The sequence below is a fragment of the Agrobacterium sp. fls2-241-TYG-188a genome, from assembly GCF_030209845.1.
On the sequence record NZ_JARVRD010000006.1, the window covers coordinates 165,112 to 189,949 of the forward strand.

The 24,838-nt window shown below is 58.0% G+C and carries 18 protein-coding genes; 8 read left to right on the plus strand and 10 right to left on the minus strand.

Going from position 1 to position 24,838, the window contains the following annotated elements; genetic code table 11:
- Positions 1-85: 85 nt before the first annotated feature.
- From bcsN to QRN85_RS18580, 5 genes are all read left to right on the plus strand, one after another.
- Positions 86-982 carry a cellulose biosynthesis protein BcsN gene (bcsN, locus tag QRN85_RS18560; protein WP_284759713.1) on the plus strand — a complete coding sequence of 299 codons (897 nt, stop codon included), beginning with the start codon at positions 86-88 and terminating at the stop codon, positions 980-982.
- A gap of 111 nt (positions 983-1,093) precedes the next feature.
- Positions 1,094-3,289 carry a UDP-forming cellulose synthase catalytic subunit gene (gene bcsA, locus QRN85_RS18565; protein WP_284759714.1) on the plus strand — a complete coding sequence of 732 codons (2,196 nt, stop codon included), beginning with the start codon at positions 1,094-1,096 and terminating at the stop codon, positions 3,287-3,289.
- Positions 3,286-5,742 carry a cellulose biosynthesis cyclic di-GMP-binding regulatory protein BcsB gene (locus QRN85_RS18570; protein WP_284759715.1) on the plus strand — a complete coding sequence of 819 codons (2,457 nt, stop codon included), beginning with the start codon at positions 3,286-3,288 and terminating at the stop codon, positions 5,740-5,742. Before bcsA ends, QRN85_RS18570 begins: the two co-directional genes overlap by 4 nt.
- On the plus strand, positions 5,739-6,788 hold the full coding sequence (locus QRN85_RS18575; protein WP_284759716.1) for a family 8 glycosyl hydrolase: 1,050 nt from the start codon (positions 5,739-5,741) through the stop codon (positions 6,786-6,788). The genes QRN85_RS18570 and QRN85_RS18575 overlap by 4 nt, the downstream gene beginning before the upstream one ends.
- Entirely contained in the window at positions 6,788-9,064 is a 2,277-nt protein-coding gene (locus QRN85_RS18580) for a tetratricopeptide repeat protein (RefSeq protein ID WP_284759754.1), read from the plus strand. Before QRN85_RS18575 ends, QRN85_RS18580 begins: the two co-directional genes overlap by 1 nt.
- Positions 9,065-9,091: 27 nt before the next feature.
- Here QRN85_RS18580 and QRN85_RS18585 read toward each other — a convergent pair whose 3' ends face one another.
- Positions 9,092-10,738 (minus strand): GNAT family N-acetyltransferase, encoded by a 1,647-nt coding sequence (locus QRN85_RS18585; RefSeq protein ID WP_284759717.1) that lies wholly within the window; start codon positions 10,736-10,738, stop codon positions 9,092-9,094.
- Between the two features lie 169 nt (positions 10,739-10,907).
- Positions 10,908-12,248, minus strand: a complete 1,341-nt coding sequence (locus QRN85_RS18590) for a dicarboxylate/amino acid:cation symporter (RefSeq protein WP_284759718.1) — start codon at positions 12,246-12,248, stop codon at positions 10,908-10,910.
- 257 nt (positions 12,249-12,505) lie between these two features.
- Here QRN85_RS18590 and QRN85_RS18595 point away from each other — a divergent pair, with 257 nt between their 5' ends.
- Positions 12,506-14,326, plus strand: a complete 1,821-nt coding sequence (locus tag QRN85_RS18595) for a sensor histidine kinase (RefSeq protein ID WP_284759719.1) — start codon at positions 12,506-12,508, stop codon at positions 14,324-14,326.
- 1 nt (position 14,327) lies between these two features.
- Positions 14,328-15,689, plus strand: coding sequence for a sigma-54-dependent transcriptional regulator (locus QRN85_RS18600; RefSeq protein ID WP_284759720.1), 1,362 nt, complete (start codon positions 14,328-14,330; stop codon positions 15,687-15,689).
- A gap of 30 nt (positions 15,690-15,719) precedes the next feature.
- On the opposite strand, the gene QRN85_RS18605 is transcribed toward QRN85_RS18600, so the two are convergent.
- The 6 genes from QRN85_RS18605 to QRN85_RS18630 all read right to left on the minus strand — a co-directional run bounded on the left by QRN85_RS18605 (position 15,720) and on the right by QRN85_RS18630 (position 21,319).
- Complete coding sequence (locus QRN85_RS18605; protein ID WP_062586018.1) at positions 15,720-16,202, minus strand: BA14K family protein; 483 nt, start codon at positions 16,200-16,202, stop codon at positions 15,720-15,722.
- Positions 16,203-16,344: 142 nt separating this feature from the next.
- The gene (locus QRN85_RS18610) at positions 16,345-17,091 is read right to left on the minus strand and encodes an aspartate/glutamate racemase family protein (protein WP_284759721.1); all 747 of its coding nucleotides are present in this window, start codon (positions 17,089-17,091) and stop codon (positions 16,345-16,347) included.
- 10 nt (positions 17,092-17,101) lie between these two features.
- Positions 17,102-17,920, minus strand: a complete 819-nt coding sequence (locus tag QRN85_RS18615) for an ABC transporter permease (RefSeq protein ID WP_284759722.1) — start codon at positions 17,918-17,920, stop codon at positions 17,102-17,104.
- Position 17,921: 1 nt separating this feature from the next.
- On the minus strand, positions 17,922-18,833 hold the full coding sequence (locus QRN85_RS18620; RefSeq protein WP_062586012.1) for an ABC transporter permease: 912 nt from the start codon (positions 18,831-18,833) through the stop codon (positions 17,922-17,924).
- 82 nt (positions 18,834-18,915) lie between these two features.
- Positions 18,916-20,205, minus strand: coding sequence for an ABC transporter substrate-binding protein (locus QRN85_RS18625; RefSeq protein ID WP_062586010.1), 1,290 nt, complete (start codon positions 20,203-20,205; stop codon positions 18,916-18,918).
- A gap of 28 nt (positions 20,206-20,233) precedes the next feature.
- On the minus strand, positions 20,234-21,319 hold the full coding sequence (locus QRN85_RS18630) for an ABC transporter ATP-binding protein (protein ID WP_062586008.1): 1,086 nt from the start codon (positions 21,317-21,319) through the stop codon (positions 20,234-20,236).
- Positions 21,320-21,578: 259 nt separating this feature from the next.
- Here QRN85_RS18630 and QRN85_RS18635 point away from each other — a divergent pair, with 259 nt between their 5' ends.
- The gene (locus QRN85_RS18635) at positions 21,579-22,289 is read left to right on the plus strand and encodes a GntR family transcriptional regulator (RefSeq protein WP_284759723.1); all 711 of its coding nucleotides are present in this window, start codon (positions 21,579-21,581) and stop codon (positions 22,287-22,289) included.
- A 41-nt stretch (positions 22,290-22,330) separates the two neighbouring features.
- Here QRN85_RS18635 and QRN85_RS18640 read toward each other — a convergent pair whose 3' ends face one another.
- Both QRN85_RS18640 and alr read right to left on the minus strand, forming a co-directional pair.
- Complete coding sequence (locus QRN85_RS18640) at positions 22,331-23,587, minus strand: D-amino acid dehydrogenase (RefSeq protein ID WP_284759724.1); 1,257 nt, start codon at positions 23,585-23,587, stop codon at positions 22,331-22,333.
- 7 nt (positions 23,588-23,594) lie between these two features.
- On the minus strand, positions 23,595-24,761 hold the full coding sequence (gene alr, locus QRN85_RS18645; protein ID WP_284759725.1) for an alanine racemase: 1,167 nt from the start codon (positions 24,759-24,761) through the stop codon (positions 23,595-23,597).
- Positions 24,762-24,838 lie beyond the last annotated feature (77 nt).

The window sequence follows — 24,838 nt, forward strand, 5'->3', positions numbered from 1 at the left end:
CGCTTTTGTGCTATTTCCGTGTATCGGCGTTGTGCTCGTGGGTTGCAATAATCCAGGCGGCATAAGGCCTTCAGGCGCGCCGAAGATGCTGGCACCCGAGGAGGCGTTGATCTTTCCGCCACCCGGTGGACCGGAAATCATCAGCGTCATCAGCCGCACCTACTCGAATGCCGTCCAGCAAGATGTCATCCTGCGCTCGGATGCCCGCACGCCCGGACAGAATTATTTCAAGATCGAAATGTTCGGCCCGCAACGTGCAGAAGATACTGGCAAGGATGGCCTTTCCAGCGGCAGCCTGCGGGCATCTTCCATCTCGCGTGAAATAAGATCTGCCTTTCCGGGCCTACCCGTTTCCACCTCTGCCGAGTATCTGCAGAATGCCTATGGCGCATTCTCCTACGCCTCGGGAAGAGGTGCGGGGGACGACAGCTGTATTTATGCCTGGCAGTATATCCGCTCGCCGGAAGACATGCGGCAGGGCTTCAAGAACCTTGGCCGGATCAATGTTTCGCTCAGGCTGTGCCAGTCAGGTGTCACTGTCCGGGATTTGCTGGCGGTCATGTATAATTACACAATCACCGGCAGCTACGATGCGGAGAACTGGAACCCCTATGGTACGGCACAAAAGCCGCCCGAGGGAATGGGCAGATCCGGCGACCCGATCTATCCGGTGAGCGCAACGGAATTTCCGATGCAGCCAGGCACGCAGACCCCGTCAGGGCAAACGGCTGCCCCGGTTCGTCGTCCCGCTGTTCGTACGAATGTGATGCAGGCTCCGCCGCAAGCGCCGCCGCAGCAGCCCGCAACGGTGGTAAGTCCCGCACCGGCACGCGTCATTATTCCGGCACCATCTGGAGCGGCGCCCACGCTGCCGCGCCCGGCAGACGTGCCCGCGTCCGGAGCAAAAGCGCAAACGACACGAGTGGTCATTCCATCACCGGATTGCATGTCTTCGGCAGAAGGTTCGCAAAGATGCAACTAGCGTTCTGTGCGTTACGTCTTTGGATCAGTCTGGCGGCTCATGGCCGGAACGTTGCGATGAATCATTTCGGGGCGATGCGCCTCCATCTCATTTGAAAGCGAGGGTTTGCAGATGAGCAAGGTCATCACCGTCATTGTCTGGATGCTTGTCTCAGTCTGCGTTCTGGTCATCGTAACCCTGCCGGTCAGCCTGCAGACCCATCTCATCGCCACGGCAATCTCGCTTGCACTGCTTGCCACCATCAAATCGCTAAACGGAAAAGGCGCGTGGCGGCTGATCGGTCTGGGCTTTGGAACCGCCATCGTTCTGCGCTATGTTTACTGGCGAACGACGAGCACCCTGCCGCCCATCAACCAGCCCGAAAACTTCATTCCCGGGTTTCTGCTTTACCTTGCCGAGATGTATAGCGTGCTCATGCTGGCGCTCAGTCTCGTCATCGTCTCCATGCCGCTTCCCTCGAGAAAGACCAGACCGGGTTCGCCGGAATACACCCCGACGGTTGATATTTTCGTTCCGACCTACAATGAGGATGCGATCCTCTTGGCCAACACACTGGCCGCAGCAAAGAACATCGATTATCCCGCGGACAAATTCACCGTCTGGCTGCTGGATGACGGCGGCACCGTTCAGAAACGGAACGCCGTAAGCGTACCGGAAGCGCAGGCCGCAACAAAGCGCCACGAAGAATTGAAGAAGCTATGCGCAGATCTGGGCGTCAACTACCTGACCCGAGAGCGCAATGTTCATGCCAAGGCGGGCAATCTCAACAACGGGCTTGAGCACTCCACCGGTGAACTCGTTACCGTCTTTGATGCGGACCATGCCCCGGCGCGCGACTTCCTGCTCGAAACCGTTGGCTATTTCGATGAGGATGAGCGACTGTTTCTGGTCCAGACCCCGCATTTCTTCCTCAATCCAGACCCGATCGAGCGCAATCTGCGAACATTCGAAACGATGCCCAGCGAGAACGAGATGTTCTACGGCATCATCCAGCGTGGTCTGGACAAGTGGAATGGTGCGTTCTTCTGCGGCTCTGCTGCGGTCCTGCGTCGAAGCGCGTTGAAGGAAACCGATGGTTTCAGCGGCGTCAGCATCACAGAGGATTGCGAAACGGCGCTGGCCCTGCATTCGCGCGGCTGGCACAGCCTCTATGTCGACAAGCCGTTGATTGCCGGTCTTCAGCCGGCCACCTTCGCCAGCTTTATCGGTCAGCGCAGCCGCTGGGCGCAAGGGATGATGCAGATCCTGATCTTCCGCCAGCCGCTTTTCCGTCGCGGGCTCTCCTTTACACAGCGGCTTTGCTATATGTCATCGACGCTGTTCTGGCTGTTTCCGTTCCCGCGCACGATCTTTCTTTTCGCGCCTCTGTTCTACCTCTTCTTCGATCTCCAGATTTTCGTGGCATCGGGCGGAGAATTCCTCGCCTACACTGCTGCCTACATGCTGGTTAACCTGATGATGCAGAACTTTCTCTATGGCAGTTTCAGGTGGCCATGGATTTCCGAGCTCTATGAATATGTCCAGACGGTCCATCTTCTTCCCGCCGTCGTCTCCGTCATATTCAATCCATCCAAACCAACCTTCAAGGTTACGGCAAAGGATGAGTCGATCAGCGAGGCGCGCCTGTCGGAAATCAGTCGGCCCTTTTTCGTCATTTTCGGCACGCTCATCATCGCGATGATTTTCGCGATCTATCGAATATATGCAGAGCCCTACAAGGCAGACGTTACGCTTGTGGTTGGTGGGTGGAACCTGCTCAACATCATCTTTGCGGGCTGTGCCCTTGGCGTGGTGTCAGAACGCGGAGAGAAGTCTGCCTCGCGGCGCGTGACGGTCAAGCGGCGGTGCGAATTGAAGATAGGCGATAGCGACGCGTGGTTGCCTGCCACGGTCGAGAATGTGTCCGTGCATGGTATGCTCATCAACATTTTCGAACCCGGCCTTGCCCCTGTCGGAAAGGACACCACAGCGACCATCCGCGTGAAGCCGCACAGTGAGGGCGTGCCTGAAACCATGTCCATCAACATTGTGCGCTCGGTCAAGAAAGATGGCTTCACGTCAGTCGGCAGTACCTTCTCACCCAAACAGGCCGTGGACCATCGCCTGATTGCCGACCTCATCTTCGCCAACTCCGAACAGTGGAGTGAAATTCAGCGCGTGCGCAGAAAGAACCCCGGTTTGATCAAGGGTACGGTGACCTTCATGGCCATCGCCATCTACCAGACACAGCGGGGTCTGTTTTACTTCTTCCGGTCGCTTAAACCTCAGCGCCAAACGAAACCGGTTGTCGGAACGGCACGCCCATGAGGAAACCGCTGCTTCTCACGGCTTTTCTGGCCTCCATTTCAACGCTGGTATTTGCGCAGTCCGCCCCGTTCGACATGTCGCCGGAAAAGCCGAACGCAACGCCCGCGCGCCCGCCAGTCGTCGCCCCGCCTGCGCCTGCCCAACCTGTACAGCCACCCATCGGGCGGGTTCCTCCTGCGGCACCAGTTCCTGCGGCCCCAATTCCTGCGGCCCCAATTCCTGCGGCGCCTGTTCCGGCGCCTGCGGTCACCGCCCCGGCACCAGTTCCACAATCGAGTGCGGTTACGCCGCGTGCTACGCCCAGTGATGATGATCGTCGTCGCTACATCCTGCCATACCGTGATCTGAGCCTTGCCGGAGAGACGGATCAACGGCAGTGGACGCTGTATCTGACATCGGAACAGGCAAGATCAGCCGTTTCGCTCAACATCGGCTATCAGAATGCCATCGTTGTCGCGCCTGAAAGCTCAAACCTGCAGGTGTCGATCAACAACGTTCCGCTTGAGCCCAAAAGCGTTTCTTCGCCGGATGCCGAGGGGCGAGCATCCATGGCCATTCCGCCGGGAGCCTTGCAGGCGGGCGCTAATCTGATTTCCTTCGGGGTGGAGCAACGGCACCGAACGGACTGCACGGTTCAGTCTACCTATGATCTGTGGACCGAGGTTAATCCCGCCAGCACCTACATCGAATTCAACGCCGATGTCGGAAGCCGGTTCAGCACCATAGACGACATTCAGGCCACGGGTGCGGACCAGTCTGGTCTAACCGCCATCAACATTGTTGCACCCGGCCTGACGAACCCCATTTCTGCGCAACCGTTGCTGAAGCTCGCGCAAGCCCTGGCATTGCGCACACAAATGCCAAATCAGAAGATAAGCTTCGATACGCGCCTGCCAACGGAGCGGCAGCCGGGAACGCTGACGGTCATTGCTGGCACCTCGCGTGAGATTGCGGCCGCCACACAGGCGGTTCCGCCGGAAGCACTTGCCGGTCCCTATGCGGGTTTCGAGAACAATATCGTCAACGGGGTATCCGCACTCATTGTCAGCGGACCTACACCACAAGCCATGGAAGTGGCTATTGACCAGTTGACATCATCCGTGGAGCGTCCGGCTGGGGCCTCTCGGGCAACCTTGTCAACGAAGACGTGGCACACGCCCGATGCGCCGCTCGTCATGTCGGACCGCCGACTGTCGCTTTCGGCACTTGGGGTAAAAAGCACGGAGTTCTCCGGCAGACGCTTTCGTACGGATTTTACGGTCGGCGCGCCTGCGGATTTTTATGCGGCGGCCTATGGCGAAGCCACGTTGCTGCTGGATGCAGCCTATGCCAATGACGTTCTGCCCGGCAGCCATATCGACGTCTATGTCAACGGCAATATTGCCTCGACCGTGCCTGTATCGAACAGGGGCGGCGGCATTTTCCGCCATCTGCCGATCAACGTTACGCTTCGCCACTTCGTGCCGGGTGTAAACACGATTGCGATTGAGGCCGTCCTGATGACGGAGGCGGATGCCGCCTGCCTCCCAGGGGCGCCTGCCAGTCAGACACCCCGCTTTGCGCTGTTCGATACCACTGAACTGCACATTCCAAATTATGCGTTGATTGGCCGAGCGCCTGATCTAGCCGCGACAAATGGTGTCGGCCAGCCTTACCGCGTAGGGGGGCAGCCGGTTGCGGTCTGGCTTGAGCGCGTCGATGCCGATACGATGTCTGCAGCCGCAACACTTCTGGGGCGTCTGGCAATTGCGGGCGGGCATCCCGTTACGGTCGAGCTTGTCGCAACGCCTGCGGCAGTGGGTGAGCGTAACGCGCTTTTCTTCGGAACCCTTGCGCAGATGCCGCAGGCGCTGGTCACCCAGCTCAATCTTGCACCTGCAAGCCAGGTTGCCTGGAAAGAGAGCGACGGGGCGGTGCAGCCAGCCCAGACGGATCAGCTTTTCGACCAGTGGCGCGAGCGCGTGGACAACGGTGTGTGGCAGGGGCAGGTGTCGTCCTTCGAGGAATGGATGAAGCGGAACTTTGACATCACCTCCGATACGCTGCGGTTTTTGCCCGGTGCCGAGCAGGTCTATACACCTCCTGCCAATGTATCATTCATGCTGGCCCAGGGAATGAGCCCCGGCGGCGAAGGCGTATGGACGATTGCAACCGCACCCACCTCGGCAGATTTGCGCACGGGAATGGCGGCCATGGCCGAACAAGGGAGGTGGAATGCGCTTGCGGGACGCGTTGCGACCTATGATGCCAGCGCCGACAAGGTTGAAACGGTCGCGGCGCAACAGCCAAGCTTCATCGTCACGCGGTCCTTCAGCTTCTCGAACTGGCGTCTGATTGCAGCCAACTGGCTTTCGACGAATACGCTGTCTTATTCCCTTGTTTTCGTCGGCTTTTTGACGTTGCTTGGCTTTGTCACCTTCCTGATGTTGCGCGGCATGGGGCGACGGAAATGAAAAAAACCTTCAGCCTCGCGCTCAAATCTCTGGTGATGTTGGCAATGATGTTCTCTGCATTCGGCGCCAGGGCAGCGTCGATCAACCAGGCTGACTGGTCTGCTTACAAGGCTGCATTTCTGGACCCGACGGGCCGTATCGTTGACACCGCCAATAACAATATCAGCCACAGCGAAGGCCAGGGATATGGCATGTGGCTTGCCGTCCTTGCAGATAATCCTGCCGATTTTGAACTGATCTGGTCGTTCACCAAGACGGAGTTGCTCGTTCGTGACGACGGGCTTGCCGCATGGAAATGGGATCCGCAGACCGACCCACATATTTCCGATGTCAATAATGCCACCGATGGCGATATCCTCATCGCTTATGCCTTGGCGCTGGCATCGAAGCAGTGGGGCAGGGCAGATTACCAACAGACGGCGCAAACCATGGCCCAAACCATCGTGTCGACTGCGGTGGTGAAGCGGGGAGGGAGAACCCTCTTGCTGCCCGGAACCGTTGGATTTGGCGAAGCTGATCGCCCCGACGGACCCGTCGTAAACCCTTCCTATTTTGTTTTCGAAGCCTTTCCGGTCTTGAACGAGATCGCTCCGTCACCGCTTTGGGAAGCGTTGTCGAAGGATGGATTGGCCCAGATTGCCGCCTATTCCTTCGGCCCCAGAAAGCTTCCTGCCGATTGGGTGTCAGTCAAGACAAAACCGCGGCCAGCGGACGGATTTCCGCAGGAGTTCGGATATAATTCCATCCGTATCCCGCTTTATCTGGTTCGTGCGGGCTTGGGTGATGAGAAGCTTCTGGACAGGTTGGCTACCGGTATCGTGATTGACGGGGGCAATATGGCAACCTTTGATTTGCGTACAGGCGCCACGAAAGATGTCCTTTCGGATCCCGGATATCGGATCATTCCGGCACTTTTGGCGTGTTTGGTTAAGAAAACACCTTTGCCAGACGATGTTCGCCGCTTTTCGTCAACACTTTATTATCCATCTACGTTGCATCTGTTGGGTTTGTCATTCGCGACTCAGACGCATCAGGAGTGCTTGTGATCGGAAAGCCGCTTTACATATCAGCCGCTCTCTTGGCACTTTTCGGTGTCACGGCCTACCAGTTCCGCGACGAGCTTTTGGGCAGGGTTTCACGCATCCACACGACCGGGTCCATAGCGCCTGGTGAAGGTGGCTCTCTTCTCTCGGTCAACGATGGCGGTTCTCTGCCTGCAGCGAACCGTATGCCGCCGCCGGTGCGTGTTGCGCAGACGCAGGCCCCGATCCCCGCGCCGCCCGTGACAATTCCCGCTGTGAATGCGGATCAGGACGCCATATTGGCGCAGGCACGACGCCAGACGCCACCGCAGGCTCCTGCCGCGGCTACGCCAGCGACGCCTGCCACCGTCGATGAAAGCGCGTTGCGCTACTTCGCCGCGCAGGGAGATAAAGCACGGCTTGAAGCGGAAATCGCTCGTCTGAAGGCCCTTTACCCGCAGTGGACGCCACCAGCAGATCCGCTTGCTGTTCCTGAGCAGGGTGATCCGCAGCTGGAAACCATGTGGCAACTTTATGCCAACGGCCGCTATTCCGAAGTCCGGAAGGCCATCGCAGACCGCCAGGCCGCCGATGCCAGTTGGCAACCGCCAGCAAACCTCACCGATATGCTGACGCTTGCAGAAGCCAGGCAAAAGCTCGTCAATTCTTCCGACCTCAAGCAATATAATGCAGTCGTTGAAACGGCAGCCGGTAATCCTGGATTGCTGACCTGCGGCGAGGTCGATGTTCTCTGGCGTGTCGCGGAAGCCTTTGCACGTACGGACAAGCCGGAGCGTGCCCGCGACGCCTATAACTACATATTGAGCAATTGCGACGGCGCAAGCGAACGCCTTGCAACGGTCCAGAAAGCATCTGCCTTGCTGCCGCTCGATATGATGGACGACCTGCTCTCCAAGGAAAAGGCGGGTGCCGACGGACAGCTCGAATTCGAGCCGGTGAAGGACGACCTTGCACGCCAGTTCGTAGCGGCCGCTGGCGAAGACAAGGATGTGACGGTGCCACCCGCATATCTTCTGCGTCTTGAGAGGGCGGCCGAGACGAACAAGCTTGCAAGCGACGCTCTCTTGCTGGGTTGGTACAATCTGCGCCGCGAAAAGAACCAGGATGCCGAGAAATGGTTTCGGCAAGCCCGCAGCGCTGAAGACTCTGCTTCTGCATCTCAAGGCCTGGCGCTCGCCCTGATCGCTCGCGGCGAACCCCGCGAGGCCGAAGAAGTAATGTACGAGTGGCGTCAGTCGTCCGACGATGCCCGCAAGACCTATCTTGCCGCGACGGCCAATCTCCTTGCGCTCGAGCCACCTTTGGCCCTTGAGCCGGAGGTCCTTAAACGGATCGCCGAGGAAACAGTCTCGCAGAAAGACGCAGCCACGGCGCAGGAATTTGGCTGGTATTCGCGAGCATTCCTGCAGCCGCAAATGGCCGTCCAGTGGTTTTCCACGGCGCTGAACTGGAAGACGGATGATGAAGCTTCGGCCTATGGTCTGGCATTGTCCTATCAGGAACTGAACAATGTTGCGGAGGTGCGCAGGCTTCAGCAGCAGTGGGGTGCGCAGTCGGAACGAATTCGCATGGTTGGGATGGCTCAGCCCGACCCCGCCCAGCGTGTTGCCACCGGCCAGCCAGCCCCGGTGCAAGTGGCACAGCAAACGATGACGACAGCGCCGACAAATGTCGTTTACCAGCAAAGTTCCAGCCAGTCCGTTGGCCGCCAAGGTCGCGTCGTGGCGCAGAACCAGGCCTCTCGCAAGACGAGCAGATGTGGCGCGACCTTCAATCCGGATGGACTTCCCCCGCAACAGGCGTTGCAACAGGGCTGGTGCCTCATGGATGCCAACCGGCCCGCGGAGGCGCTCAAGGCGTTCGGCGCTGCTCTTGCTGGCGGGCAATCCACTGTGCGAAGCGATGCGGCCTATGGACAGAGCCTTGCCTATCTGCGGATGGGGCTGACCGACAACGCAGCCGTCTCCGCTACAAAATCCGGCATGGACAAGACAAAGGCGACAGAACTTCAGATCGCGATCCTGACGGACCGCGCTTTGGCCGCATATAATAACGGCCAGTATGAAAAAGCTTTGATCCTTTTGGACCAGCGCGCGCGCTTTGCGACAGAGCGTAACGACTTGATGGTCATTCGCGGCTATGCCTATCTGAACCTGAAACGTTATGCCGAAGCTGTTCAAGTGTTCGAAGGGCCAGCCTCAACCGGTCACAGGGACGCGGTGCGTGGACTTGCCGCGGCGCGGGATGCTCGTCCAAGCAAGGGGCCGCAAGGCGGTTGAAGAACGGCCTGATGCCCTGTCAAGCCGTCAGTGCAAAACCCTCGGCGGATGCCAGTGTCGAGGCTGGTCGCTGTCGGTCCCCGCAAGAACAACGGATCCCACGAGGATTGAGGGTGGGGCGACGAAAGCCCGGAGACGTGAAAGCGCTGATTTTGCTTTCTCGGCATAGTTCATATTGGCAGCGTCGTCAGAATGAAAGTTCTGCAGCTTCTCGAAAATCGCTGTAGCTTCGTTTCTCCGCCCCGCTGCAACAAGCGCAATGCCACATTTGTAAAGCGCCTCGTGGTGAAACGGTGCGCGGCTCGTGACATCCTGAAACGCCCTGATAGCGCCTGGAAAATCCTTTTGGGCAAGGCGCGTTTCTCCCAGGCGCAGCAACGCGGGGACGGGGTCTTCGACTGCCCTGCTGATGGCGAGATAGGATACTTCCGCTTCGTGAAACTCTCCCTTTTCGAAGAGAAGATTGGCAAGACCAAATTCCGCGCCCCGGTGGTCGGGCACCGTTTCCAAAACCTGCCGGAAGGCCACTTCCGACTTTGCCTTTTCACCGGCCTTGTAGAACTTCAACGCCTGTTCATAGACAAAGCGGATGCTGAACGGATGGAGCCTGCCGTTGAGGTTCTCGCCGGAGCGGGTTCTGAACTGGGTGCAGCTGATGGGTCTTTCCCACGGCCCGAACATGTATTTGTAGGGCTCGTTCCCGCGAAGGAAGTCGTACTCGCGAAAGCCCATTTCGATTGCGCGGCGGATGCAGAAGCCATGCAGGACAAGGCCGGGCGATGGTGTCGTCCATGTCTCGTCCCGGCCAGTGATATAGAAAAGCACCACGCCTTTGCTTTTGTCGATGATGTTTGCAAGTGCGCCAAGCGGTCTGTCTTCGTACCAGAGGACGGGTACTTCCAGCGTCCCATCCCTGAAACAGTCCATCAGCATGTCACGGGTTGAAACGATGATCTTCTCGGCACGGTCCTTTCCTTTGTAGGGAGCCCATTTTGCGCGCCAGAACTTAAAGAGAATATCCATGTCACGCCCGATCGTTTCATGCGTAGCAAAGGATATGCGGTAGCTCGGGTCACCCTCCACCTTTCGCAGAAACCGCCGCAACTTCTGCCGCGTCTGGCTGCTCATGCTGGTTTCCAGATACTCATCGAAACTCGCGGGCAGTGTCACCACCGGGCAGACGCAATTGTTGATATCGTTCAGGCTCTTCGGCGTGCTGTCACGAAACATGACCTGCGGTCCCTGGAGCGCCCTTATCATCGCGTCGCGCCGGGAAAGGGGGCCGCACATATATTCCAGCTTCAAATGCGTCCAGCTTTGCTGCTTGAGAAAGGCGCAAAACCCGGCCACCGCGTGATGCTCATACGCCGGCAGCGTGATGAACCCGGTATAGTCGGCAGCAAAATTGCCAGCCATGATGATCTCATCGAAGAAGCGGCCAGTCTTCTTGTCCTGCTGGGTAATCACTCGAAGCGGAAAGAACGCGACATAGGCAGAGCCCTCGGCTTTCTCTCTCAGCGCAAGAATGAACCATCGACCTCGCCGCCAGAGATAGGCCTTCAACCAGGTGAAGGACAGGAAGTGCTGGGCATGCGGGTCCGCCATGAACACCTGGTCCCAGTTGTCCCGCAGCGCGTCAAAGCCCGCGCGGGTGTTGATGACGTCGATATGCATGGCCCCCTCCCAATACGATTGACTGCCCTTTGGGAGGCTTCATTCTAGGCGGAAATATCCTTCTTCAAATATACCCTTCTGGTTAGGTAGGGTCATCAATTAGAGCTAGAAACGCAAACGGCCCGCGCCGAAAATTCGGGCGGGCCGCGCATTCATCTGGACAATTGTGCTATTCGGCAGGCTGCGCTGCAGAAGCAGTTTTGACTTCGCCGATGCTTGGCACATCTTCGCCGCTCAGGACGAGGGCCAACTGCGCCTCGTCAAGTTCGCCTTCCCAACGGGCAACGACGATTGTCGCAACCGCATTGCCAACGAAGTTGGTAAGCGCACGGCATTCCGACATAAAGCGGTCGATGCCGAGGATCAGCGCCATACCGGCCACGGGAACGGATGGAACGACAGAGAGCGTGGCGGCAAGCGTAATGAAGCCTGCGCCCGTGATACCGGCGGCACCCTTGGAGCTGAGCATCGCGACGAGAAGCAGCAGAACCTGCTCACCGAAGGACAGATGGATCCCCGTTGCCTGTGCAATGAACAGGGCGGCAAGCGTCATGTAGATGTTGGTGCCGTCGAGGTTGAAGGAATAGCCTGTGGGGATAACGAGGCCAACGACAGAGCGTTTGCAGCCCGCCTTTTCCATCTTGCTCATGAGGCCCGGCAGTGCGGCTTCCGAAGACGATGTGCCCAGAACGAGCAGAAGCTCTTCCTTGATGTAGCGGATCAGCGCCAGGATCGAGAAGCCGTTATAGCGGCAAACCGCGCCCAGAACGACCAGCACGAAGATCAGCGAGGTCAGGTAGAAAGTGCCGATCAGCATCGCGAGGTTGGTGACTGACGAGATGCCGTATTTGCCGATGGTGAAAGCCATGGCTCCGAAAGCGCCGATCGGTGCGGCTTTCATCAGGATCGCGACCAGCTTGAAGATCGGATACATCAGCGCGTGCATCAAATCGACGACCGGCTTGCCGCGATCTCCGACGATGCCCAGCGAAATACCGAACAGAACCGAGAAGAACAGGACCTGTAGAATATCACCCTCCGCGAAGGCTCCGACAATCGTCGTCGGGATGATGTTCATCAGGAAGCCGGTGATGCTCTGCTCATGCGCCTTGGCGGCATAGGTCGCAACCGCCTTGCCGTCGAGCGTCGCGGGGTCGATGTTCATGCCAGCGCCCGGCTGGATGACATTGGCGACGATCATGCCGACGATCAGTGCGAGGGTCGAGAATGTCAGGAAGTAGATCATTGCCTTGCCGGCAACACGCCCTACCTTCTTCATGTCGTTCATGCCGGCAATGCCGGTAGCGACAGTAAGGAAGATGACGGGCGCGATGATCATCTTGACCAGGCGAATGAAGCCGTCGCCAAGCGGTTTCAGCTGCTCGCCGAGAGCCGGATAGAAATGCCCGAGTGCAATACCGGCCAGAATGGCGACGATAACTTGAAAATACAGGTGCCGGTAAAATGGCAATTTGACGTGGCTGGTTGCCACGGGGGTGCTGTCAATCATGTTGGTTCCTCCTCGGTCACAACCCTGCCGTATTGGCCTCCCGGGTCCGCCGTCCTTGGTTCACGGCCCTGCGACCGTCTGCCAGTCTTTTTGCAAGAGGCGTGCCAAGATCCGTCACATTCTGCAACCCTATGAAAATGCTCGAATATTTTCTGCGTGTGTGTCGTGAGAAACGATCATGTGTGGTTTGCCGCTCGTTTTTTCTTGCTGTTTGTGTGGAAATCCGCACAATATAATCAGCATTGGATGTGGTGCGCATGGCAAAAAACTTCGAGAATGCGCGGTCGCGTTGGGTCGCGTTCGTGATGATGTGGGTGATAATCGCGCTCGGTGCGTTTCTCGCCGCAGACAAGCTCGGCCGAATTCAGGCGATGAGAACGCTGCTGGTGACGGCAAGTACCGATGGCCAGCTGAAATCCGCGCTTCTCAATGTTGCGCTTGAGCGTCCCAGGGTTCTGCCATTGGTCCTGTCTCGGGATCGGGACATCACCGATGCGCTGGAGAATGGCGGCGCGTCGGTCGAGCGGCTTGACCAGAAGCTTGAGGGGCTGATTGAAGGCACGCAGGCTTCGGTCATCTATGTCGCCAATATCGATGGCGTAACGATTGCGTCGAGCAACTGGCGCACGCCGGAAAGCTTCGTCGGCTCCAACTATGCGTTTCGAGATTATTTCAAACGCGCCTTGGAAACGGGCAGGGCAGAGCACTATGCGCTCGGCAATGTCAGCCGTAGACCCGGCCTTTATATCTCGCGGCGTGTCGATGGCACAGATGGCAAGCCGCTTGGCGTCGTCATTGCCAAAGTGGAATTCAACCGGCTTGAGACAGACTGGAATATTGGCGGTCGCCCGGTCTACATCGTTGATGATAACGGTGTTGTCCTGATGACGAGCATTCCGGAATGGCGGTTCAAGACGGTAGCGCCGATCAATGAAGCGCAGCGAAGTAAGATCGCTGAAAGTCTGCAATTCGGCGACGAAAAGCTTTCTCTCATGCCTGTGACGACGGTTTCGACGCCCGGGCCGCAGGTCGCTATGGTCACGGTCAACGCGCCGTCTTCACTCAAGGGAGAGTTCCTGCGTCTGGAACTTCCCGTGCCGACAACGCAGTGGTCGCTGCATTATCTTCAACCGGTGGCCGCTACCATGAATGCCGCGATCCGGGAAAATCGCATCATAGCAGCGGCGAGCCTCATGCCTCTTCTTGCGATATCGGCCATCTGGTTGCGTCGCAGGCAAAAAGGAGCCGAGCAGCGTGCGGCGGATGAACGTGATCGTGCCGAGCTGGAAAGACGCGTGCAGGAGCGGACAATCGATCTGACAATGGCGCGAGACCGGCTGCAATCTGAAATTATCGGCCACGAACAGACCGCCAAGGAGCTGCAAAGCGTCCAGCACGAGCTGGTGAAAGCCAATCGCCTTTCGATTTTGGGGCAGGTGGCAGCCGGTGTCGCGCATGAAATCAATCAGCCTGTGGCGACCATCCGTGCCTTTGCCGATAACGCACGCGTCTTTCTCAAACGTGACCGCGCCCAGGAAGTCGATGAAAACCTTGAAAGCATTGCTTCGCTGACGGAGCGCATCGGCGTCATAACCAGCGATCTCAAGATACTGGCGCGAAAAGGACGCACCGCTGCAGAGCCCGTCAGTATGCGTCTCGTCATGGAGGGTGCGGTGGTTCTGCTGCGCAGTCGCTTTGCCGGTCGTCTGGAAGCACTGGAAATTACCCTTCCTCAAGATGGTCTCATGGTGCTCGGAAGCCGGATCCGGCTGGAGCAGATCGTCATCAATCTCCTGCAGAACGCGCTTGAAGCGATTGAGGACAAGCCGGATGGAAGGGTGGCTGTGCGGGTCGATGAGGCTGGCGATGAGATTGCCCTTGTTATAGCGGACAACGGCCCCGGCATTTCGTCGGACATACGCGAGCAGCTGTTTTCCCCTTTCAATACCTCAAAGGAGGGAGGGTTGGGCCTCGGTCTTGTCATCTCCCGAGACATTGCCTCGGATTATGGAGGCCGGATCGACGTCGAGACCGGTGAGACCGGCACGTGTTTTTCTGTTTATTTGAAGCGGGCGTAAGATGACGATGGGCGGTACGGTATATCTGGTCGATGACGATTCTCAGTTGCGCAAGGCCATGCGCCAGACGCTCGAACTGGCAGGCATAGCGGTTGTGCCATACCCGAAGGCCGAGCAGGCTTTGGAAGCGCTGTCTGAAGATTTCGATGGTGTCGTCATAACGGATGTCCGAATGCCCGGCATGGACGGCCTGCAATTCTTTGATCGCGTGCGGCAGATCGATCCGGACCTCCCGGTCATCCTCATTACAGGCCATGGCGATGTGCCCATGGCGGTCGCTGCTCTCCACAATGGCGCGTATGATTTCATTTCCAAGCCGTTTCCCGCCGAACGGATGGTGGAAAGCGCACGCAGAGCGTTGGAAAAGCGTCGGCTGATCATGGAAAACCGGGCATTGAGGCAGGCCGCGCATCAGGCAGAAGACGATCTGCCGTTGATAGGCCAGACGCCGGCAATGGAACGGCTTCGTAATACGCTGCGCCATATCGCAGATACGGATGTCGATGTGCTGGTGGCCGGTGAAACGGGAAGCGGCAAGGAAGTGGTTGCCACAGCGCTCCACAAATGGAGCAAACGACGCTCGAAGGGTAATTTTGTTGCGCTGAATTGCGGCGCGCTTCCGGAAACGGTCATCGAGAGCGAATTGTTCGGCCACGAAGCGGGCGCGTTTACCGGTGCGCAGAAGAAGCGGATCGGTCGGATCGAACACTCCAGTGGCGGTACGTTGTTTCTGGACGAAATCGAAAGTATGCCGCCAGGCGTGCAGGTGCGCATGCTGCGCGTGCTGGAAATGCGGCAGGTCTCACCTGTCGGCTCCAATGAGGAGAGGCCAGTCGATATTCGTGTCGTCGCCGCAGCCAAGGTGGACCTTGGTGACGCGCAGCAAAGGGGCGATTTTCGAGATGACCTCTATTATCGGCTAAACGTCGTCACCTTGTCGATTCCGCCACTTCGGGAGCGTCGAGCCGATATACCGTTGCTGTTCTCCCATTTTGCGAAGAAAGCTTCGGATCGTTTCGGAATGCCGGTTCCGGCAATCACTGCCGCCATGTCGCGGCATCTTAATGACCATGACTGGCCGGGAAATGTCCGGGAACTGGGCCATTTTGCAGAACGGGTGGTTCTGGGGCTGGAAGCCACGGCTCAACCGGCCGCCCCAGCGGCATCGCGTGACGCAGCATCAGGCACGCTGTCTGAAAGACTGGACCGCGAGGAGGCCTCCATTATCAGGGAAGCTTTAGAGAAGTGCGACGGCGATGTTGCTGAAACGATTGCCGCTCTCGGCATTGCTCGCAAGACATTCTATGACAAGCTGCAGCGCCATAACATCAGCCGCGCCGACTATGTCCAGAAGGGCGCATAGGCAACGCGGCGTCTTTGTCTATCGGAACGGTCAGCCTGCGACGCAGAAGTGGTTCTGGCCATCGTAACCGAGATACGTGCCGGTACGTGGGTTGAAGCTGCCATAGCGCTGCGAGCAGTAGTCATACCATGTGGATGTCCATGGCTCGATGGTGCGATAGGTCCGACGCGGCTGGTAGGCCGGGCGGGTATCGTAAACCGGCTGGGCTCTGTAAACCGGGCGCGGTGCCTGGCGGTAATAGTAGTTGTCGTCGGGTTCGCTGTAGGTGTAGCTCGGCTGATAGGCGGGATAGCGGCGTACCGGCGGTTCGTCGTAGACGCGCTCTTCCGAGTAGCGGGGCTGGGCCAGTGCGGAACCGACAGCCACACCGGCTGCAAGACCCAGCACGCCGCCCAGAAGCGCAGCGTCACGGTCATGACGGCGCCAGTCACCGGCGGATGCGGAGTTCAAGGGAGCGATGACGGTTGCAGACACTGCAAGAGCCAGAAGCGTTTTTGCTGCAAAAGAGGCCATGTTCGTTTTCCATCAAAGCGGCAACTGCGTGCCAGTGATTATCTGATGGTTAAGAATTAGCGATATGTGGCTGAACGGCTGCTGAATGAATTATGGCGCTGCTGTGGCGTGAAGGCGTACCCATGTCTGCATTGCTTACGCCTCAGTGGTCGCTGATTTCCGTGGGTGAAAACATACTCAGCATTCCGCCGTATGGTTTGTGCAGCGGCGCGGCATAGGCGCCCTGTTTGGCTGTTTTCAGACCCAGTGTAACCAGCCCTTCCACGTGTTTGACCGCAGCACTCACCCCATCGATGACGGGCACGCCGAACTCTTCGGAAAGGCGTGATGCAAGGTCTGCCATGCCTGCGCAACCCAGAATGATGGCCTCTGCGCCATTCTTGCTGACGGCGGCGTCGATCTCCCGGCGCAATTTTTCAAGCGCGTCAGACATGGGGTCTTCAAGCGACAGGACCGGAATATTGGCAGCGCGAACGGTCGCGCGGCTGCTCATTCCGTAGCGATGAACGAGATGTTCGATAGGCAGGCGGGACCGTTCCATAGTGGTCACGATGGCGAACCGCTGGGCGATGAAGGAGGCGGTGGCAACCGCCGCTTCGCAGATGCCGATCACTGGAATGGTCGCAAGCGCTCTTGCCGCATCCAGCCCCGTATCGTCAAAACAGGCAATGATGGCGCCGTCCGCGCCTGCCTTTTCCCCCTTGGCGATTTCCACCAACAGGCCCGGCACGGCAAACACCTCGTCGTAGTAACCCTCTATTGAGACAGGCCCCATCTGCGATGTGACGGCGACGATTTCCGTTTCGCGTGCAGCCACTCCGCTTGCAGCAGATGCAATCGTTGCGGTCATGGATGCGGTGGTGTTGGGATTGACGATGAGAATGCGCATGATGCTGTGTTCAGGCTTTCAGTTGGCGTCGGTTCAGGTAAACGATGAGGCCGAGGGTGGCCGCAATCACCAGAAACGAGAAAAATGTGGTGACCGCTCCCAGCGCGTAGAGAACCGGCGTCGTTACGTTGGTCGTCATCCCGTAGATTTCGAGCGGCAGGGTGTTGTAGGTGCCTGATGTCATCAGCGTGCGCGCAAACTCGTCATAGGACAGCGTAAAGCCGAAAAGACCGATGCCGATGAGGCTTGGCGCAATCATGGGTAAAACGACATTAGTAAATGTCTGCCAGGGTGTCGCGCCAAGATCGCGTGCGGCCTCTTCATAGGATGGAGAGAACCGGTTGAAGACGGCAAGCATGATCAACACCCCGAAAGGCAATGTCCATGTCATGTGCGCGCCGAAGGCGGAGCTGTACCAGGACGGTTCAAGCCGCAATTGCTGAAAGAGGACGCCGATGCCCAGCGAGATGATGATGGAGGGAACCACGAGACTGGCGACGGAGAGATAGAACAGCGATGTCGCGCCAACGAATTTTCGGCGAAATGCGAGACCCGCAAGAAGCGAGACAAGCACGGTCGAGACCATCACCATAACGCCCAGAAACAGCGAACGCCGGAACGATCCGCCAAAATCGCCAACCGCCTGTTGCTCGAAGAGGTTTCTGAACCAGTGCAGCGAGATGCCATTCAGCGGAAAGGTCAGCCCGCCATTCGGTCCCTGAAAGGCCAGTATCAGAATGGCCGAGAGCGGGCCGTATAAAAACAGCACGAAGAGCGCAAAGAAGAAGGAAAGCACATAGAATTCGCGACCGCGTTTTTCCGAATACATCCTAGAGCTCCTTCCTGATATCGACGACGCGTAGAATTCCAGCCACCATCAGCAGCACGAGGGCGAGCAGGATGACGGCATTGGCAGCGGCTGCGGGATATTGCAGCAGCGACATCTGGTTCTTCATCATCAGCGCAACCGAAGCGCTCTGGCCACCGGACATGACCTGAACCGTTGAGAAATCGGCCATGACCAGTGTGACGACGAAAATCGTACCGATGGCCATTCCGGGCTTTGCCAGGGGAATGATGACATTCCAAAGGATCTGCCAGCTTGTGGCGCCGGCATCCCGCGCGGCTTCCACCAGCGACTTGTCGATGCGCATCAACGTATTGAAGATCGGGGTTACCATGAACAGCGTGTAGAGATGAACCATCGCAAGCACGACGGCAAAATCGGAATAGAGCAGCCATTCCACCGGAGCCGGAACGATGCCCGTGCCGACAAGCGCGCTGTTGACCAGCCCGTTTCGACCCAGAACCGGTATCCAGGATATCATTCTGATGATGTTGGAGGTCAGAAAGGGCACGGTGCAGATCAGAAAGAGCACCATCTGCATGGTGGTGGTTCTGATGTGGAATGTCAGGAAATAGGCGACCCAGAAGCCGCAAAACAGGGTGATTGCCCAGACGATCGCCGCGAATTTCAGGGTGTTGAGGTATGTCTGCCAGGTCACCCAGGAGCCGAGAGTTTCGGTGTAGTTGAAGGTGACGAAGCCCGGATACATCTGGGCGAAGTCGTAGTCCCAGAAGCTGACAGTGGCGATCATGAGGATCGGCAGGGCGAGGAAGAAGCCGAGTATGACGGCCAGCGGTGCTGCCTGCAGATAGGCGACCAGCTTTTCCGGCAGTGCAAAGCTGCGGCTTTTCTTGTCCGTCTTGTCGCTGACGCCGATCAATCGCACGGTCACCATGATGAGGCCTTTCGTGGCTAAGGGGGCAGCGCCGCCAGCTTTCAGCTGGCGGTCGCTTAAGGTTTGATGTTCAGGCTCAGGCTCAGGCGGCGATGAACTCGTTCCAGCGGCGAACCATGTAGCGGTCTTCGTCCATCACGGAGTTCCAGCACGCCACCTTGCCCATGCGCTCCTGGAAGGAGCCGCCGTCGCGGACTGCGCCGGCCTTTTCCATGACCTTGCCGTCTGGTGCGATGATGTCGCCCTGAGCGGCCTTGCCCTCGACCCAATAGCCCCATTCATCCGCAGTCATGTGTTCCTTTGCGGTGTCCATGGCGGCGGAGTAGTAGCCCTGGCGGTTGAGATAGGCGCCGACCCAGCCGGACGTGTACCAGTTGATGTATTCATAGGCCGCATCGAGCTTTGCGCCCGAGAGATGCTTGGCAAGACCCAGACCGCCGCCCCATGAGCGGTAGCCTTCCTTGAGCGGCTGGTATTTGCAGGCAATGCCCTTGGAGCGCACGGCAGCCACGGCGGGCGACCACATGGACTGGATGACGACTTCGCCAGATGCCATGAGGTTGACGCTCTCGTCGAAGCTTTTCCAGAAGGCGCGGAACTGGCCGTCCTTCTTGGCCTTGATGAGGAAGTCGATCGTCTTGTCGATCTCTTCCTTGGTCATGTTGCCCTTGTCGGCATATTTGATGTTGCCCATCGCTTCCATGATCATGGCTGCATCCATGATGCCAATCGAAGGAATATTGAGGATGGACGCCTTGCCCTTGAACTTCGGGTCCATGATATCGGCCCAGCTGCTGATCTCGCGGCCAACCAGGTCAGGCCGGATGCCGAGCGTATCGGCATTGTAGATGGTCGGGACCATGGTGAAATAATCGGTCTCGCCCTTGGCGAATTTCTTGTCGCCCTGCTTTTCAACGAAACCGACAGTATGGGGCGCTGTTCCCTGGGCGATGACACTGTCGGGTGTCAGCTTGCCGGTTTTGAACAGCGGCACGATCTTGTCATAATATTTCAGCTTCTTGATTTCCATCGGCTGGATGACGCCTGCCGGATAGACCTTCTTCAAGATCCAGTATTCGATGTCTGCGATGTCGTAGGAGTTTGGCTGGGTGACGGCGCGTTGCGCAGCCGCGTCGGAATCGGTCGCCGTCATTTCAAGCGTGATGCCGAGGTCGGCCTTACATTTTTCAGCGATGGCATTGAGGTTCGAAACACCGGTGCCGAACTGACGCAGCGTGATCGGGTTCTGGGCCCAGATGGTCGGGAAGCCTGTAATCAGGCCAGAGCCGATGGCGGCACCGGTTGCTGCAGCGCCAGCCTTGAGAAGACCGCGACGCGAAAGACCTTTTTTCGAATTGGATGTTATCGACATGATGAGTTCTCCTCTGGTTGTTTTTTGGTCATTTTTCTATTCGGCCGAGCACGATGGCATCTGCCGCATTCCATGACAGTGGAATTGCTTCACCGATCTTGATGGGGCTTGCAAAGAAAGCGACGTCGCTGAGAATGACGTTGAAGTCCTCAAAGCCCGCGCCTGCGACGGTGATTTTGACCGTCGCCCCGTGATATTCGACATTGGAAACGATACCGGTGAAGCCATATCCGGGTTCCTCAGCTTCGCCGATGCGAACGCGGTCGGTGCGGATTGCGATATCGACGAGACCGTCCTGCATGGGCTCGCCTGTGGCGGTGAAGGAGCCGCCTGCGGGAACGTCAATGGTGATCAATTCGCCATATTGCGCGCTCACCCGCCCGGAAATGACGTTGTGGTGGCCCATGAAGCGGGCGACGAAGCCCGTCGCCGGACGCTCGAAAACGTCACGCGGCGTTGCAGCCTGTTCGATGCGCCCGTCATTCATGATGACGATGATGTCGGCGAGCGCCATTGCCTCTTCCTGGCTGTGCGTCACGTGAACGAAGGTAATGCCGAGCGTCGTCTGGAGCTTTTTCAGTTCCGCGCGCATCCGTATCTTCAGAAAGGGATCGAGCGCGGAGAGGGGCTCGTCCAGAAGCAGCGCTTCCGGATCGGTAATGAGCGCACGTGCCAGGGCCACACGCTGCTGCTGGCCACCGGAAAGCTGCGCGGGTCTGCGGTTGGCATAGGGTTCCAACTGCATCAGTTGCAGCATGGTCAAGGCCTTTGCCCGGCGTGTGTCGCGGTCCACGCCTTTCATCTTCAGGCTGAAGGCGACATTGTCCAGAAGGTCGAGATGCGGAAACAGGGCGTAGGACTGAAACATCATTGCAGTCCCGCGGCGCGCCGGTGGAAAATCGGTAACGACGGTATTGCCCAGCCGAACGTCACCGCTCGAAATCGTCTCGTGACCGGCAATCATGCGCAATGTCGAGGTTTTTCCGCAGCCGGAAGGGCCAAGCAGGCAGCAATAGCTACCAGCCGGTATCTTCAGGCTGATGCCGTGGACGGCGGTGGTGGTTCCGTAGACTTTTGAGACGGAGACAATATCGATCTCGGCGGCTTTGCTCATGCATCTTCCCCTGCTGTCGATCATCTCCTTGCATAAGACGTGCCAGTTGGCGGAGCGCAGGGTAAGTTTCTGTAATTCAATCCGATTTTTCGAGCGTGGATTTCTTGGTTAACATCCCGTTCGTGGCGCTGATTAAAAAAGAAGCGATTGTGAGCGATTATGCATCACGATTGTATCCAATATTTTTAGCGATTGGGTACTTTTGCCTTTGCAGGCCTTGGTTGGTGTGAGTACAAAGGCTGGACCACCGGAAGATACAATGACAACAGCTGATATTACGCCAGACATCGACGCTACTCAGGAAGATCGCGCCCAGTCTATCCGCGACACGCTGCGCGATGCAATTGTGGACAGAAGGCTTGCCCCGGGAACGAAATTGTCCGAGGCCGAGGTCGGCACGCTGTTCGATGTCAGCCGCACCGTCGTCCGCGCCGCCTTGCAGATGCTGGCCTTCGAGGGGCTGGTCAAGACGGAGCGAAATCGCGGCGCCTTCGTTTCCAATCCTAGTCCGGAAGAAGCGCGGCAGATCTTTGCATCCCGCAGGCTGATCGAGCCGGGAATCGTCCAAAGCGCAATCGAACGGCTGTCAGCAGATGTGATTGCCGAGATGCGGGCTCACCTGACGGAAGAAGCCCGCCATCAGCATGAACGGGGGCCAAGCGCACGTCGGTCCGAGATCAAGGCCTCGGGCGATTTTCATCTGATGCTCGCCTCCGTTGCCGGAAATGCCATCCTTGAAAAATTCATGGCCGAGCTGGTCGCCAGGTCGTCGCTGGTCATCGCGCTCTATGGGCGCTCCGGCGTTTCCAGTTGTGGGCATAGCGATCACGCCGCCATTCTCGATGCTCTCGAGAGCGGCGATGCCGAAAAGGCAAAGCGTTTGATGCTGCATCACATCGATCACATCGAAACGGACCTGGACTTGCGCAACAAGGAAGGTCTGGCGCTTAAAGATGCGCTGTCCTTGTAACGTGTATCGGCAGCCGGTTGCCGCCGATACGGGTGTGAATGTCAGGCGGCATATCTGCTGATAGCAAGATCCCCGGTTTCGATCTCGGGTCTGGTGCCACTCACTATGTCGGCGAGGACCCGCGCAGAACCGCAGGCCATTGTCCAGCCAAGAGTGCCATGGCCCGTATTCAGATAGAGATTGGTGTAGCGCGTGGGGCCGATAACCGGCGTGCCATCCGGGGTCATAGGGCGAAGGCCAGACCAGAATTTCGCCTGGGATTGGTCGCCGGCACCGCCGAACAGATCCTCGATCGAATGGGTCAAGGTCGCCTGCCGCTTGGCTGGCAGGTCTTTGCTAAAGCCCGCAATCTCTGCCATTCCCCCAACGCGAATACGGTCGCCAAGGCGGGTGATCGCGATCTTGTGCGCTTCGTCCATGACGGTTGAAACCGGTGCGCGCGCAGCATTGATGATCGGTACCGTGATCGAATAGCCCTTGACCGGGTAAACCGGCAGATCGATGCCGAGCGGCTTGAGGAATTGTGGCGTGTAGCTTCCCAGTGCGCCTATGAACGTATCGGCCTCCAGAGTGCCCTTCGTCGTCTCAATGGCCTTGACGCGGTTGCCTTCGGTGATCGGCCGCAAAATGCCGGTGTCGTAGAGGAATGTCACACCGGCCTGTTCGGCAAGCTTTGCCAGTTCGGTGGTGAACATGAAGCAGTCGCCGGTCTCGTCACCGGGCAGACGCAGGCCGCCGACGATCTTGTCTTTGGATGCTGAAAGGCCTGGCTCCACGGCGGCACAACCATCGCGATCCAGAATCTCGTAAGCCACGCCGCCAGCCTTCAGCACCGCCACGTCCTTGGCAATGCCATCAAACTGCTTCTGCGTTCGGAAAACCTCCAGCGTACCCTGCGTCCGCTGGTCGTACTGGATGCCGGTTTCATCGCGCAGAGCCATCAGGCAATCGCGGCTATATTCGGCAATGCGCACCATCCTGCTCTTGTTGACGGAATAGCGCGCGGATGTGCAGTTGCGCAGCATCTGGCCCATCCAGCGCCATGCAGCCGGGTCCACTGTCGGTCGAATGATAAGAGGGGCATGTTCCATGAAAAGCCACTTCATGGCTTTCATCGGAATGCCTGGAGCAGCCCAGGGCGAGGAGTAGCCCGGCGAGACTTCTCCCGCGTTGGCAAAGCTTGTTTCAAGCGCCGCAGCAGGCTGGCGGTCTATCACTGTCACCGAGTGACCCGCCTTTGCAAGATACCAGGCGGACGTGACGCCGACGACACCGGCACCGAGAATAACGATTTTCATATCTGCCTCACTCGTCTGCGTTGCTTGTTTCGCCGGTAACACCGGCTCTGTCTGGCTGAATATAGGTTCTGCGATAGCGTTGGCCGAGGCCCGTTAAAATCTCATAGGATATTGTCCCGGCATCCTCGGCAAGCGCTTCAAGCGATTGGTCGGGTCCAATCAGTTGCACAAGGCTGCCATGGGTCAGGCTTCCCGCGGGCAGGGCTGTAATGTCGAGGCTTATGCTGTCCATGGAGACGCGGCCAGCAATTGGCAGGCGGATGCCATTGAAATAGGCGGCTCCGCGATTGCTGAGAGAGCGGGGAAGACCGTCCGCATATCCCGCTGCAATCGTAGCCAGCCGCGTTTCAGCGGACGCGCGAAACGTGCCGCCATATCCGACAAGCGTATCTGTGGGGACTGTCCGCGTCTGGATTACCGCGACATCCAGCCGAACCACAGGTTTCATCGCGTTGGGGCGCAACGTTGAAGGCGCGCCGCCGTAAAGAGCGATACCCGGGCGCATCAGCGCGTTGTGGTAATCGGCACCGAGGAAAACGCCGCCCGAGTTTGCAAGGCAAACCGGCGTGCCGGAAAACATGTCCGATGCCTTGCGCATCACGGCAAGTTGCGATGCATTGAGCGGGCTCGCGGGTTCATCAGCGCAGGCGAGATGGCTCATGAGATAGCTTATGGCGATGCCGCGAAGACGTGCCGGCTCTGCTTTCAGCGCATCTAGCTCAATGGGTGCCAGACCAAGCCGCGACATGCCGGTGTCGATCTGGATCGCCGCCGGGAGAACCTGTCTCAGTGCAGCTGCGTGGGCTGACCACTGCGCGATTTGCTCAAGGCAGTTCAGAACAGGCGTGATGTTCATCGCTGTGCAGGAGGTTTCGTTGCCCGGCTGTAATCCGTTGAGAACAAAAATCTGTGCATCACCGGCAAGGCGAAGGCGCAGGGCAATCGCTTCATCCATATGGGCGACGAAGAAATGACGGCAGCCAGCGTCGTAAAGCACGGGCGCGACCATGTCTGCACCCAAACCATAGGCATTGGCCTTCACAACGGCGCTCGTTATCGAGGCGGGTGCCTTTGCCTTCAATAGGAGATAATTGTCACGAAGCGCGCCAAGGTCTATCGTCAGATAGCCGCTGGCACCGCCACTTACCGTCTGGCGATTGATCGTCATATTCATCGTCGTTCCCTTATTATTGAGAACAAGTCTATTGCAACAATCATTGAATTTTTGCAGTTTGATGTGCAGATTATTCG

What these genes read in the sequence shown, in the direction of transcription:
- bcsN (WP_284759713.1), top strand. Translation starts at nt 86, where the DNA reads ATGCTGGCACCCGAGGAGGCGTTGATCTTTCCGCCACCCGGTGGACCG.
- bcsA (WP_284759714.1), top strand. Translation starts at nt 1,094, where the DNA reads ATGAGCAAGGTCATCACCGTCATTGTCTGGATGCTTGTCTCAGTCTGC.
- QRN85_RS18570 (WP_284759715.1), top strand. Translation starts at nt 3,286, where the DNA reads ATGAGGAAACCGCTGCTTCTCACGGCTTTTCTGGCCTCCATTTCAACG.
- QRN85_RS18575 (WP_284759716.1), top strand. Translation starts at nt 5,739, where the DNA reads ATGAAAAAAACCTTCAGCCTCGCGCTCAAATCTCTGGTGATGTTGGCA.
- QRN85_RS18585 (WP_284759717.1), bottom strand. Translation starts at nt 10,738, where the DNA reads ATGCATATCGACGTCATCAACACCCGCGCGGGCTTTGACGCGCTGCGG.
- QRN85_RS18590 (WP_284759718.1), bottom strand. Translation starts at nt 12,248, where the DNA reads ATGATTGACAGCACCCCCGTGGCAACCAGCCACGTCAAATTGCCATTT.
- QRN85_RS18595 (WP_284759719.1), top strand. Translation starts at nt 12,506, where the DNA reads ATGGCAAAAAACTTCGAGAATGCGCGGTCGCGTTGGGTCGCGTTCGTG.
- QRN85_RS18600 (WP_284759720.1), top strand. Translation starts at nt 14,328, where the DNA reads ATGACGATGGGCGGTACGGTATATCTGGTCGATGACGATTCTCAGTTG.
- QRN85_RS18605 (WP_062586018.1), bottom strand. Translation starts at nt 16,202, where the DNA reads ATGGCCTCTTTTGCAGCAAAAACGCTTCTGGCTCTTGCAGTGTCTGCA.
- QRN85_RS18610 (WP_284759721.1), bottom strand. Translation starts at nt 17,091, where the DNA reads ATGCGCATTCTCATCGTCAATCCCAACACCACCGCATCCATGACCGCA.
- QRN85_RS18615 (WP_284759722.1), bottom strand. Translation starts at nt 17,920, where the DNA reads ATGTATTCGGAAAAACGCGGTCGCGAATTCTATGTGCTTTCCTTCTTC.
- QRN85_RS18620 (WP_062586012.1), bottom strand. Translation starts at nt 18,833, where the DNA reads ATGGTGACCGTGCGATTGATCGGCGTCAGCGACAAGACGGACAAGAAA.
- QRN85_RS18625 (WP_062586010.1), bottom strand. Translation starts at nt 20,205, where the DNA reads ATGTCGATAACATCCAATTCGAAAAAAGGTCTTTCGCGTCGCGGTCTT.
- QRN85_RS18630 (WP_062586008.1), bottom strand. Translation starts at nt 21,319, where the DNA reads ATGAGCAAAGCCGCCGAGATCGATATTGTCTCCGTCTCAAAAGTCTAC.
- QRN85_RS18635 (WP_284759723.1), top strand. Translation starts at nt 21,579, where the DNA reads ATGACAACAGCTGATATTACGCCAGACATCGACGCTACTCAGGAAGAT.
- QRN85_RS18640 (WP_284759724.1), bottom strand. Translation starts at nt 23,587, where the DNA reads ATGAAAATCGTTATTCTCGGTGCCGGTGTCGTCGGCGTCACGTCCGCC.
- alr (WP_284759725.1), bottom strand. Translation starts at nt 24,761, where the DNA reads ATGAATATGACGATCAATCGCCAGACGGTAAGTGGCGGTGCCAGCGGC.